12 protein-coding genes and 1 pseudogene are annotated in these 12,724 nt (G+C 58.2%); 6 read left to right on the top strand and 7 right to left on the bottom strand.

Features of this window, described 5'->3' with window-relative positions; translation table 11 throughout:
• A pseudogene (locus JWS10_RS00320) lies at positions 1-577 on the top strand (NADH:flavin oxidoreductase); the annotation flags it as partial.
• Positions 578-607: 30 nt separating this feature from the next.
• Here JWS10_RS00320 and JWS10_RS00315 read toward each other — a convergent pair.
• Entirely contained in the window at positions 608-1,072 is a 465-nt protein-coding gene (locus JWS10_RS00315) for an Rrf2 family transcriptional regulator (RefSeq protein WP_299503687.1), read from the bottom strand.
• Between the two features lie 299 nt (positions 1,073-1,371).
• Here JWS10_RS00315 and JWS10_RS00310 point away from each other — a divergent pair, with 299 nt between their 5' ends.
• Positions 1,372-1,530 carry a hypothetical protein gene (locus JWS10_RS00310; protein WP_299474791.1) on the top strand — a complete coding sequence of 53 codons (159 nt, stop codon included), beginning with the start codon at positions 1,372-1,374 and terminating at the stop codon, positions 1,528-1,530.
• An 88-nt stretch (positions 1,531-1,618) separates the two neighbouring features.
• Positions 1,619-2,506 carry an NAD(P)-dependent oxidoreductase gene (locus JWS10_RS21195; protein WP_366943502.1) on the top strand — a complete coding sequence of 296 codons (888 nt, stop codon included), beginning with the start codon at positions 1,619-1,621 and terminating at the stop codon, positions 2,504-2,506.
• 78 nt (positions 2,507-2,584) lie between these two features.
• Here the strand turns inward: JWS10_RS21195 and JWS10_RS00295 are convergent, their stop codons facing one another.
• On the bottom strand, positions 2,585-3,862 hold the full coding sequence (locus tag JWS10_RS00295) for an ROK family transcriptional regulator (protein WP_299503684.1): 1,278 nt from the start codon (positions 3,860-3,862) through the stop codon (positions 2,585-2,587).
• Positions 3,863-4,074: 212 nt separating this feature from the next.
• Between JWS10_RS00295 and JWS10_RS00290 the strand changes: the two genes are divergently transcribed.
• The 3 genes from JWS10_RS00290 to JWS10_RS00280 all read left to right on the top strand — a co-directional run bounded on the left by JWS10_RS00290 (position 4,075) and on the right by JWS10_RS00280 (position 7,405).
• Positions 4,075-5,100, top strand: a complete 1,026-nt coding sequence (locus JWS10_RS00290; protein ID WP_299503682.1) for a substrate-binding domain-containing protein — start codon at positions 4,075-4,077, stop codon at positions 5,098-5,100.
• Between the two features lie 176 nt (positions 5,101-5,276).
• On the top strand, positions 5,277-6,635 hold the full coding sequence (locus tag JWS10_RS00285; protein WP_299503680.1) for a sugar ABC transporter permease: 1,359 nt from the start codon (positions 5,277-5,279) through the stop codon (positions 6,633-6,635).
• Between the two features lie 11 nt (positions 6,636-6,646).
• A complete protein-coding gene (locus JWS10_RS00280; RefSeq protein ID WP_299503678.1) occupies positions 6,647-7,405 on the top strand; it encodes an ATP-binding cassette domain-containing protein in 759 nt (252 codons plus the stop codon).
• Between the two features lie 52 nt (positions 7,406-7,457).
• Here JWS10_RS00280 and JWS10_RS00275 read toward each other — a convergent pair whose 3' ends face one another.
• Genes JWS10_RS00275 through JWS10_RS00255 form a run of 5 tightly spaced genes read right to left on the bottom strand, consistent with a single transcriptional unit; the run spans position 7,458 to position 12,704 of the window.
• Positions 7,458-8,441 (bottom strand): aldose epimerase family protein, encoded by a 984-nt coding sequence (locus JWS10_RS00275; RefSeq protein WP_299503676.1) that lies wholly within the window; start codon positions 8,439-8,441, stop codon positions 7,458-7,460.
• A gap of 1 nt (position 8,442) precedes the next feature.
• Positions 8,443-9,177, bottom strand: a complete 735-nt coding sequence (locus JWS10_RS00270) for a GntR family transcriptional regulator (protein ID WP_299474807.1) — start codon at positions 9,175-9,177, stop codon at positions 8,443-8,445.
• Position 9,178: 1 nt separating this feature from the next.
• The gene (yjfF, locus tag JWS10_RS00265) at positions 9,179-10,156 is read right to left on the bottom strand and encodes a galactofuranose ABC transporter, permease protein YjfF (protein WP_299503674.1); all 978 of its coding nucleotides are present in this window, start codon (positions 10,154-10,156) and stop codon (positions 9,179-9,181) included.
• Positions 10,153-11,151, bottom strand: a complete 999-nt coding sequence (locus JWS10_RS00260; protein ID WP_299503672.1) for an ABC transporter permease — start codon at positions 11,149-11,151, stop codon at positions 10,153-10,155. Before JWS10_RS00260 ends, yjfF begins: the two co-directional genes overlap by 4 nt.
• Positions 11,148-12,704: a sugar ABC transporter ATP-binding protein gene (locus JWS10_RS00255; protein WP_299503670.1), complete on the bottom strand. Its 1,557-nt coding sequence runs from the start codon at positions 12,702-12,704 to the stop codon at positions 11,148-11,150. The genes JWS10_RS00260 and JWS10_RS00255 overlap by 4 nt, the downstream gene beginning before the upstream one ends.
• Between the last annotated feature and the right edge of the window lie 20 nt (positions 12,705-12,724).

Here is a 12,724-nt window from a genome sequence, read left to right as displayed (position 1 = left end):
GATCCCCAATACTGGCCTGCCAGTCTATACCCCCGACGATTTAATGGCAGGCCGTTTGCCAAAGGGCTGCGTCACGGTGTTTGACGACGATCACTACTATATGGGCGGGGTTCTGGCCGAACTTTTGGCGCAACAGGGTTGCGACGTCACGCTGGTGACACCCTCAGCTTATGTCTCGGACTGGACGCTGAACACGCTGGAACAGGCTTCCATTCACCGCAAACTTGCCGCTGCAGGCGTTAAGATCGTGCTGAACACCGGGGTAAGCGCGCTCAATTCCCAAGGTGTTACCACTGCCTGCGTTTACACGGGTGTGGAGTCCCATATCGACGCCGAGGCGGTCGTGATGGTCGCCAGCCGCATCGCGCAAGATCAGCTTTACCACGATCTGAAAGCCCGCGAGGCTGATTGGAAAGACGCGGGCATCCTGTCGGTCAAGGTGATCGGCGACGCCTGCGCGCCAGGCCCGATCGCTTGGGCGACCTATGCCGGTCACCGTTATGCCCGCGAATTAGATATGCCGGATATTGGCGACGCGCTACCGTTCCGCCGCGAAGTCACTGCGTTGCAGGATTAAATCGCGGTGTTCCCCCATATAAACCTCGACTTAAGACACCAATGGCTCTGCCAAAACCTGCTGCGCCACCGCACCCGAGCGCAGCATATCGGCCAAGGTCAGCGACTCGATCAACAGCAGGTATGACCAGAAAATATCTGCAAAAACCTTGCGGATGCGACAGCTTTCCTCGTCCACACAATCCTCGCAGCGCTGATATGCCCGCCGCGACAGGCATGGCAACGGCGCAATCGGCCCGTCAATCAGCCGCAACAGCTCAGAAATCGAAATCTCGGCGGGCGCTTTGATCAGCTGATAGCCACCCGAGCGCCCCCGCGTCGAGGCGATGATGCCAGCGTTACGCACCTCAAGCAAAATATGCTCAAGAAACCGCTTCGGCGTGCCCGAGCGTTTGGCAATCACTTCAATCGTTAAGGCTTCCGGGGCGGGTTTCGCCGCCGCATCCGCCAATACCAGCAGCGCTTTCAACGCGTATTTCATCTTTTGCGTAATCATATCCAAGACCTAGCTGGCGCTTAAAAAGGAATCAATCGGCGCGTAGGAAGATTGCGAAAAAACCTGCGGCCAGCAGAAATTCGGGGCAAAACGGTCCGGTGTGGGCTCTCTTCAGCGGTTTGGCAGACATTCGCTGGTCAAGTTTTGGGTCACAATCATCCGTATTTCCTGCGAAAATCGCCATTTCGTCAGCAGTAGTTTAATCACGATATATTTGATAGATTAATAATGCTTTCGCGACTCACAAAACCTTGATAGGCTACGCTCACGATCCATCCAAAGCTGCACAGGATGCTCATATGACCCAAACGTTGTCTCAGCCGCCATCTAGGCGCACGAGTTATGTCGCTATCGTTCTGTTTGCTCTGGCCTATATCGGCGTTATGGCGATCATTTTCGCCCCCGAAGGCAGCCTGTCTAATCGCGCGCCGTTGATCGCAACAGAGCAGACCGAATAATACATCAAATCACGGAAGGCAGGCCAGCGCGGCCTGCCTTTTGCATTTAAAATCACCGCTTTAACAGCCCCAGCTTGAAACTCCTAGCATGTCTGAAACGCGGGTGGGTTTTGTCGGGCTGGGCCTGATGGGTCAGGGCATGGCGGCCAATATCGTTGGCAAGGGCTACCCACTTTCAGTTTACGCCCACCGCAACCGCGCGCCCATTGAAGACTTGATCTCACGCGGTGCCATTGAGGCCGCAGACCTTGCCGATCTTGGCCGCAACAGCGAGGTGATTTTTCTCTGCCTGTCGGGCTCGCCGCAAGTTGAAGAAGTTGTGGCCGCGCTGAAACCGGGTTTAGCCCGCGGCACGGTGCTGGTTGATTGCTCGACTTCCGATCCTGTAGTGACAGAACGTTTGGCCCATGAACTGGCCGCCCAAGGCGTTGATTTCGCTGATGCCCCGCTCAGCCGCACCCCGAAAGAGGCTTGGGCCGGCACGCTTGATTGCATGGTTGGGGCGACCCCCGAAGTCTTTGCCCGTATCCAGCCGATCATCGCCACTTGGGCGGGCAAGATCGTGCATATCGGCGGTGTCGGCGACGGCCACCGGATGAAACTACTGAACAACTTCATCTCGCTGGGCTATGCCGCGATCTATGCCGAGGCGATTGCTTTGTCGGAAAAGGTCGGCATCCCGATTGCCAGCTTTGATAGCGTTATTCGCGGCGGTCGGATGGATTGCGGGTTTTACCAAACCTTCATGGCCTCGGCGTTGGAGGGCAACCGCGAAGCGCACCGCTTCGCGATCAGCAATGCTTACAAAGACTTGCGCTATCTAGAATCGATGGCAAACGATGCCAAGGTGGTCACCAATATGGCTTCGGCTGCGAAAAACGCTTTCGCTTACGCGATGGCGAATGGCGGTGATGGGCCGGAAGACTACGTGCCGCATCTCACCGATTTTACGGCCAAGTTAAATGGAAAATCCTAAAACTTGTCTAAAGTTGGCTCATCTGTCCTTAAATAACCCACGGGTCTGGGGGTGTGAAACCCCCAGCTGCCGGCAAAGCTACTGTGCCGCCAACTCCCGAGGCGCTGTCAAAATCCGCTCGGTCACCGCTGACAAGGCCAAGGCCGCCGCGCCATGCGCCCACAACAAATCACCCCAAGCGTGGATTTCTATCGGTGCGCGCGGACGCCCGGTGTTGATCACCAGATTGTCGATCTCGGCCAAAGTCTCGGCGGCATAAAGGTAGTCGAACTTCAGCCGCTCGCCCGATAGGATAATCAGCGCCGGGTCGAACAGATTTACCACATTCGCCAAACCCACCGCCAAATATCGCCCCGCCCGCCGGAAAATGCTGCGCGCCGTGGCGTCGCCAGCCTGCGCGTGTTCGTATAGGCTTTCCAACAACACCGAGATCGACTGGCCCTCGCGATGGCCCCAGTTCAGCGCCGTCGTCGCCTCGCGCGCCAGCGCATAATCGGCGACATAAGCTTCCAGACAACCGCGCTGCCCACAGCGACAGAGCGCGCCGTCGAGTTGCACCTTGGTATGGCCCAGCTCCATCCCAAGCCGTTGCGAGCCGCGATAGATCCGGTGGTTCATCACAAACCCCATGCCGACGCCGTGCTCAAACGTCACCACCGCGAAATCCGCCAGACTGCGGCCCGCCCCGAACCACAATTCCGCCAAGGCCACCAGATTTGCGTCGTTGTCGATGCTGACGGGCAGACCCAAACGCTCTTGCGCCGCCTCTGCCAGTGGCACTGCGCGCGCGGTCAGGGTTGACGACCACAAAACCACGCCTTCCGCCTGATCAATAAACCCCGGCAAACCGATGCCCACCCCAGACAACGCCTGCCGTGCGATCCCGGCTTTATCGCACACCCGGTCCAGCAGAGCTTCCATCGCATCCAGCATCTCAATCAACGGGATCGGCCCCGGCCTGCGCGCCACCACCTCATTCGCCAACAGATTACCGGCAAAATCGACGATCACCGCCGATTGCTCACGGTCTGACATCTTCATACCCGCCACCAGATGCGCCTGCGCCCGCACCCCCAACGCCACAGCCGGACGGCCCCGCCCCATATCGGTATCGCGTGGCGCGCTGACTTCTTCGATCAGTCCGGTTTCAATCAATTCTGAGGTGATCGTCGTCACCGAAGCAGGCGAGACCCCGAGATCTTTCGCCACCTGAACCCGCGCAATCAGACCCGAGGCACGCACCCGTTCAAACACTTGCTGACGCAAAGGCCGCATTGATTCGGACAGCGGAGGGATCAGCGGGCCGCAACCTTTGCTTGCCTTCGCAGGAACTGCCCCGCCGCCAAAACTCGCCATTTATTTGATCTCCGAACATAAAAGCGGCGAAATTGTTCTTGCGCGGTCTAATATTGCTGCATTGCAGCGTAGAATTGCAAGATATTCCGGCTGTTCCGTTCTCGCCGATCAGTTTTATTTTGACCACTGAATTTATTCACGGCAATTTTCCGGCAGTTCTAGCGAATCTGCGGAACAGGTCATACGCTGGCCGAATCCATAGGGAGGATAAAATGCGTAAGGTAATTATGCTTGCGGTCATCGCCGCGGCAGGTTTTTCGTCGGCTGCTTTGGCAGAGGGCAAAAAAGTTGGCGTGTCTTGGGCGCAATTTCAAGAAGAGCGTTGGAAAATCGACGAAGCTGCAGTGAAAGCTGCGATTGAAGCCGCTGGTGATGAATACATCTCGGCGGATGCGCAATCGTCGTCGGAAAAGCAACTCTCCGACGTTGACGCGCTGATCGCTCAAGGCGCGAACGTGCTGATCATCAACGCTTGGGACAAAGACGCCATCGGTCCGGCCATCGAGAAAGCCGCTGCCGAAGGCATCCCGGTTGTGGGCTACGACCGTCTGATCGAAGACAATCGTGCGTTCTACCTGACTTTTGACAACGTCGGCGTTGGCAAAATCATCGCGGAAGAAGTGATGAAAGCCAAGCCAGATGGCAATTACGTCATCATCAAAGGCGACCCCGGCGATCCGAACGCTGACTTCCTGCGCGCAGGGATGGAGCAAGTGATCGGTGAGGCCGTCAAAGCTGGCACGATTAAAATCGTCGGCGAAGCTTACACCGATGGCTGGAAACCAGAAAATGCTCAGAAAAACATGGAGCAATTCCTGACCGCCAACAACAACGCCGTTGACGCCGTTTTGGCTGAAAACGACGGTATGGCTGGTGGCGCTGTGGCCGCACTTTCGGCTCAGGGTCTGGTCGTTCCAATCGGCGGCCAAGATGGCGACCTCGCCGCTTTGAACCGTGTGGCACGTGGCACCCAGACCGTTTCGGTTTGGAAAGACAGCCGCGCATTGGGCAAAGCTGCGGGCGAAATCGCCGTGCAACTGGCTAACGGTGTCGCACTCGACGCAATCGCAGGCGCTACCAAGTTCAGCGACGGCGAAAAAGGCGTTGAGATGAACGCTATCCTGCTGACCCCAACGGCGATCACCAAAGACACGCTTAATCTCGCCATCGACGGTGGCCGGATCACCAAGGAAGAAGCCTGCGAAGGCGCAATGGAAGGCGTTGCTGCTTGCCAATAAGCCGCAACTTCCAGCAGATCGGCTTGATGTCGATCTGATCTGTAAAACCTGATTGTCCGGCGTCGGCACTCCGCTGACGCCGGGCTTTTCCCTAGACAGACCCGCCGCGAAACGCGCAAGCTTTTACGCTCACGCAGCCCCATCGGCAGGCAGTCCCCTCCAAGCCGGACCAGGATATGACAAACATTCCCACCACTCACGCCCCTCAGGCCAACGATGCCCAACCCGGCCCCGTTGCGCGTTTTATCCGCGACACCGAGCTTGATACGAGGATGCTTGGCATGGTCGGCGCACTGCTGCTGATCTGGGCCAGCTTTCACTTTTATCCAGTCATTGCTGGGGTTCTAAGCGGCAATGGCCTGAATTGGGGTTCCGGTCTGTTCATCACGCCACGCAACCTTTGGAACCTGTCGGTGCAGACCTCGATGACCGGCATCATGGCGACCGGCATGGTTTTGGTGATCATCACCCGCAACATCGACCTTTCCGTCGGCTCGATTGTTGGCGTCACCGGCATGGTGATGGGCATCGTGCAGGTCAATTTCCTCCCACCGCTGCTCGGCCTCGGCAGCCCGCTGATCTGGATCATCACAGTGGCAATTGGCATCGTGCTTGGCGCGCTGATCGGCGCGTTTCATGGCTGGCTGATCGCCTATCGCGGCATTCCCTCATTCATCGTGACGCTCGGCGGTATGCTGGTGTGGCGGGGTGCGGCGTTCCTGACAGCAGACGGTAAAACCATCGCACCAATGGACGCTACGTTCGGGTTGCTCGGCGGTGGTCCGACGGGATCGGTCGGCGCGGTGGGCAGTTGGATCGTAGGTTTGCTCGGCTGCGTTGCCGTGCTGTGGATCATCCAAGCTGGCCGCAAAACCCGTACCAAACACGGCTTCCCGCAGCGCCCGATGTGGGCTGAGGGCGTGCTCGCCGTGCTCGGTTGCGGCGTGCTGATCGGCGCGGTTCTGGTGGTTAACGCCTATATCTGGCCGAAGGGCATCGTTGACGCCTATGTCAAAACCCACCCCGAAGTCGTGATCCCCGAGGGCGGTCTGCAAATCTCAACCGGCTTTGCGATCCCCGTGCTGATCATGGTCGTGGTCGGCATCCTGATGACCATCCTGATGACCCGCACTCGGTTTGGTCGCTACGTTTTCGCCATCGGCGGCAACCCCGAGGCCGCAGCTTTGGCAGGCATCAACACCAAATGGATGACGCTGAAAATCTTCTCGCTGATGGGGCTGCTGTCCGGCATCGCCGCCGTCATCGCCTCGGCCCGTCTGAACGCCGCCACCAATGCGCTTGGCACGCTGGATGAGCTTTACGTCATCGCCTCGGCGGTCGTCGGAGGCACCTCACTCGCAGGCGGCGTCGGCACGATTTACGGCGCAATCATTGGTGCCTTGGTGATGCAAAGCCTGCAAACCGGCATGGTGCTGATCGGCTACGGCGACGGATCCTACCGAATGATCGCGGTCGGCACGGCGCTCGTTCTCGCCGTCTACCTCGACAATCTCTACCGTCAGAAAACCAAATGAGGGGCGAAACCATGGCAAACACTGGAACGCCTCTGGTCGAAATGCGTGATATTTCAATCGCTTTCGGCGGTATCAAGGCCGTCGATCACGTCACGATTGATCTGCACCCCGGCGAAGTCGTTGGCCTTCTCGGCCATAACGGCGCGGGCAAATCGACCCTGATCAAATGCCTGTCGGGCGCTTACAAAGCAGATTCAGGCGAGATTCACATCAACGGCGCAAAGGTTGACATCAACAATCCCCGCGACGCTCGCGCGTATAATATCGAGACAATTTACCAAACCCTCGCGCTTGCCGATAACCTTAACGCCGCCTCAAACCTGTTCTTGGGCCGTGAAATCGTCGGCGCTGGCGGTTTTCTCGACGATAGCGCGATGGAGGCTGAAACCCGCAAAATCATGGCGCGGCTGAACCCGAACTTCCGCAAATTCAACGTGCCGGTCAGTGCGTTGTCGGGTGGCCAACGCCAATCGGTAGCCATCGCGCGTGCGGTGTATTTCAACGCCAAAATCCTGATCATGGACGAGCCGACCGCCGCCTTGGGCCCGCAAGAAACCCGCATGGTGGCCGAGCTCATTCAAGAGCTGAAAAAGCAGGGCCTCGGTATCTTCTTGATTGAGCACGATATTCATGCGGTGATGGATCTGTGTGACCGTGCCGTGGTGATGAAAAACGGCCAGCGCGTCGGCACAGTTAATGTTGGCGAAGTCACCGATGAAGACATCCTCGGCATGATCATCATGGGCAAAAAACCCGCCCAAGCGGTCTGAACCGTTGCATAAATCAGGGCGCAAGGACAACCTCGCGCCCTTTTTCTGAAAGTTAATCCGCCACGAAAAACTCAAATTTCATCTCGTGCCGATACTCCGCCCCAGCCTCCAAAATCGCCGAGGGAAAGTCGGCATGGTTCGGGCTATCCGGCCAAACTTGCGTCTCCAGCGTAAACCCGGCCCGCGCTCCAGTCACCGCGCCAGCCTTTCCCGGCAAGCCCTCGGGCAAGTAGCTCCCGGTATATAGCTGCACGCCCGGTTGATTGGTAAACAGCCGCAGCCCCCGCCCCGAAGCCGGATCAACAGCCACTACAGCAGGCGCAGCACCCGCATTCAGACAAAGGTTGTGATCAAAACCACCTTCCGGCACCGCCGCCTCGAAATGCCGCAACTGTCTGAAATCAAACGGAGTTCCCGCTACCGTGACAGGCGCACCCAGCGGCAACAATGCTTCGCTGACCGGCAAATACCGATCCGCATTGATCTGCAAAAGCTGGTGATCCACCACGCCGCTGCCCTGCCCTGCCATGTTGAAATAGGCGTGGTTGACTAGATTAACCACAGTTGCCTGCGCCGCCTTCGCCGTCATCACGATCTGCAAGCGCCCCGGCCCGACAAACTCATAACGCGCCTCAACCTGCAAATCGCCCGGAAACCCCATCTCGCCATCGGGACTATGCAACCCAAACACCACCGCCTGCGGATCTGCCCGCAGCACGCTCCAAATCCGCTTATCAAACCCATGCGCGCCGCCATGCAGGTGGTTCGCGCCCTCATTGCAATCCAGTTGCACCACGCCGCCCGCCCACGGAAACTTCCCGCCCGCAATCCGATTGGCATAACGCCCGCAAATAGCGCCGAAATATGTGCCCGGATGGTCGAGATAACCCTGCACGTCGTCATGCCCAAGCACGATGTCGGCCAGCACGCTCCCACGTCCCGGCACCCACAACTGCATCAGCCTCGCACCGTAAGGGCTTAAGACCGCAGAACAATCCGCCCCGTCGCCAATCTTGAAAATTCGGTCCATATCCATTTCAAACTCCCAATATCCAAACCCGGTCAGCCGCCAAGATCTGCCCCATCGCAACACCCGCAGCCTGCGGTTCCGCATGACCGACTGCATCCGCCAGCGCCTGATACATCAGCGATTTCTGCACCGCGAACTCTACCATACCCGCACGTATTTGCGGAGCTATCGCCTGCACCACGCCAAATTCTACCAAACCCGAGGCCGCGCGCAGGAATGGATTTTGGCTGGCCTCACATAAAATCCGGTGAAATTCAAACTCCGCCAGCGCGAACGGCTCGGCCAAAGCCGCCATCATGCTGCGCTGATTCAGCCAGTACAGCAGCATCCGCAGCTGCTCGGCGCTGCGCCGCGCCGCCGCCAAAGACGCTGTCTGCATTTCAATCACTTGGCGTAGTTCAACGTAAGATTGCAGAAAACCAGCCTCCGGCCCAGCTTCTTGAATCCAGCCAAGTACCTGACGATCATAGAGATTCCAGCGGCTGCGCGGTAGTACCCGCGTACCCACCTTGGCGCGCGCCTCGACCAATCCCTTGGCCTCCAACGTTTTCAGTGCCTCGCGCAGAACCGTCCGCGAAACGCCGTATCTGTCCATCATCTCGGCGTCGTTCGGGAGTATTGCACCCACCGCAAGCCGCCCCGAAGCGATGCCGATGCCGATCTCGCTGATCACATAGGAATGGAAATTCCGCGCCACCAGCCGCCCCGAAAGCGCACGGACAAGGCTGCCGGGCTCGTTCATGCTAGGACTTCCAAAAAACTTTCCTGCGCGGCGCTGCCGCCGAAAACACCAGCCTTTGCAACAGGATGAACAGGAAAAGCAAACCGCCGATTACGATTTTTGTCCACCAACTCGACAGTGATCCGTCAAATACGATGTAAGTTTGCACCAACCCTTGCAGCATCACGCCGATGAAGGTGCCCGCGATAAATCCGTAGCCGCCAGTCAGCAAAGTGCCGCCGATCACCACTGCCGCGATCGCGTCCAACTCAACCCCCAAGGCCGACAGCGAGTAACCAGCCGAGGTGTAAAGCGAGAACACGATCCCCGCCAAGCCCGCCAGAAACGCCGACAACGTATAGATCAAAATCGTGGTTCGCGCGACGGGAACGCCCATCAAACCCGCCGACACTTCAGAGCCTCCCAAGGCATAAACATAGCTGCCAAACCGCGTCCGATGCGCCAAAATCATCCCCAGCACGAACACGACCAGCATTATCATCGCGATCACAGTCAATCGCCCACCACCGGGCAGCAAGACGTAGCTCTTTGAAATCGTTGTGTATACTTCATGCTTGATGCCAATGCTGTCGGGCGATAACACCGAAGCACCGCCCCGCGCCAAAAACATGCCCGCCAAGGTGACGATGAAACTCGGCACCTTCAGATAGTGAATAGCCGCCCCCATCACCGCGCCGAAAGCCGCCGCCACCGTCAGCGAAATCGCGAAAGCGAACAGCGGGTGCAGCCCGAGCCACATGATCAAAACCGCGTTCAGCACCGTGGTAAATCCGATCACCGCGCCCACCGACAGATCAATCCCGCCGGAAATAATCACAAAGGTCATCCCCACCGCGGCAATGCCAAGAAAGGCGTTGTCGGTCAGAAAATTGCCCAAAACCCGTGTAGACAGCATCGCTGGAAATTGGATAATGGCCGCCAGATACGCCAGCACAAAGATCGCGGTGGTGGCCAGCAAAGGCCGTAAGGCGCGGTTCATTGGGCTTTCCTTTCCGAGGTGCGGGCGCGCAGCCATTGGCTGGTGATCGGCGCTTGCATGATCAAAATCAGGATGATCACCCCGGATTTTACCACCAAGTTGAACTCTGGCGAGAAGCCCGAGATCAAAATACCGGTGTTCATCGCCTGAATAATCAACGCCCCGACCACCGACATTGGGATCGAAAACCGCCCCCCCAGAAGCGATGTGCCGCCAATCACCACCGCTAAGATCGCGTCCAACTCAAGCCACAATCCCGCGTTGTTGGCGTCAGCCCCGCGAATGTCGCCCGCAACGATGAGCCCGGAGGTCGCCGCACAAAACCCGGCGAATGTGTAGACCAGCACGAGCAGCAACCCACTGGAAATACCCGCAAATCTGGCTGCCGAGCGGTTTACGCCCACCGCCTCAATCAGCAAACCAAGTGCTGTTTTACGCACGATCAACGTCGCCAGCAGCGTCAAAACCGCCGCGATCACAATTGGCATTGGCATGCCAAACAGCGACCCTGTGCCGATGAAAATCAATACCGGATCGGAGAACGTGACGATCGAGCCTTCGGTCACCAATTGCGCCAAACCACGCCCAGCCACCATCAGGACCAGCGTTGCGATGATCGGCTGGATTTCGAGATAAGTCACCAAAATCCCGTTCCACAGCCCGCATAACAGCCCGACCAAAAGCGCCGCGCCGACAGCTACAATCGCCGAAGCGCCCCCCGTCACCAGCACCGCCGCCACCGCGCCCGCAATCGCCATGACAGCGCCCACCGACAGATCGACGCCCTTTGTCGCGATCACCGCCGTCATGCCAATCGCCAAAATAGCCACCGGAGCACCGCGATTCAGCACGTCGATCAGGCTGCCAAACAGCCTGCCATCTTGCAAAGTGATATCGAAAAACCCGGGAAACAGCAGCCAATTAATCAATAATACCGCCGCCAACGCCGCAAACTGTGGCCGCAACAGCGCGCCGCGCCAATTTTTCCGCTTCATGCGCTGGTCTCCATCTTGGCCGCCTGCGAGCCTCGGTTATCCGCGATCGCCGCGACGATCACCGAGGGCGCAATATCGGCGCCGCTCAGTTCCGCCACCATCTCGCGATCCCGCATCACCACGATGCGGTTGGAGTAGGCCACCACCTCGTCAAGCTCAGAGGAGATCACCAGCAATGCCAAGCCCTCCTCGCGTAGACGGTTGATCGTGCGCACAATTTCGGCGTGAGCGCCGACATCAATGCCTCGGGTTGGCTCGTCCAAAATCAAGAAATTCGGGTCAATCGCCAGCCACCGCGCCAAGATCACCTTCTGCTGGTTGCCGCCCGACAGCAGTTTCACCGGCATATCGTGGTTCGCTGCACGAATGTCCAACGCCTCGGCATAGTTACCGGCAATCTCGTCCTGCTCGTCGCGGTTCAGCGCACGGAACCAGCCGAGCTTTGCCTGCAACGCGATAATGATGTTTTCGCGCACCGAAAGTTCGCCGAAAATCCCATCGAGTTTGCGATCTTCCGGGCAAAATCCAAAGCCCGCCGCCACCGCTTGCGCCGGATTTCGGATGCTTACCACGCGCCCCCCAACCGAGATTTCGCCTCCATCAGCCGTGTCCACACCGAACATCAGCCGCGCCATTTCGGTGCGACCAGACCCAAGCAGACCCGCCACGCCGACAACCTCACCCTCATGCAAAGACAGAGTGAACGGAGCAACTTTTCCCTGCCGCCCCAACGACTTAAACTGCACCCGCACCGGGCCTTGCACGGCTTCCGCCACGCCCACACCGCCATGATCAAACGCCAGATCCTTGCCCAGCATCATCCGCACCACATCCGTCGTCGTCACTTCCGACAAGGTTCTGGTGCCAATCAACTTACCGTTGCGCAGGATCGTCACGCGGTCGGCAATCTCAAAAACCTGATCAAGAAAATGCGTGATAAAAATAATTCCAAGCCCGCGCGCCTTCAGCCGGCCCACCACTTCAAACATTTTGGCCACTTCATTGCGATCAAGGCTCGCCGTCGGCTCATCCAGCACCAAAACTTTGCCGGAAAGCTCTACCGCGCGCGCAATCGCAACAATTTGCTGCACCGCCACCGAATAACTGCCAAGCTCGGCTTTCACGTCAATCTCCAAGCCGTAGGTCGCCAGCAGTTCACGCGCTTTGACTTCAATCACCCGGCGCTGCACCATGCCAAAACGCGTCGGCTGGTGGCCTAGAAAAAGATTTTCAGCCACCGATCTATTCGGCAGCAAGTTCACTTCTTGGTAAACTGTGCCGATGCCGTGGCGCTGCGCATCTAGCGGGTCAGAGAACCGCACGGGCCCACCTTCTAGCAAAATCTCGCCACCATCGGGCTGATAAGCCCCGGTCAAGATCTTGATAAGAGTAGACTTTCCTGCGCCATTCTCACCCAGCAGCGCGTGGACTTCGCCGGGCCGCACTTCGAAATCGACGCCGTCCAAGGCCCGATGCTGGCCGAAAATCTTAACGATGCCGCGCGCCTGCACCACCGGCTGACTGCCATTCACCATGCCCATATCCCCGATCACGCGCCTGCGCTTCAAGCACG

Source organism: Cypionkella sp., assembly GCF_028290025.1.
GTDB lineage: Bacteria > Pseudomonadota > Alphaproteobacteria > Rhodobacterales > Rhodobacteraceae > Cypionkella.
Note: the sequence above shows the minus strand (reverse complement) of the source record. Positions and strands in the feature narration are given on the sequence as shown.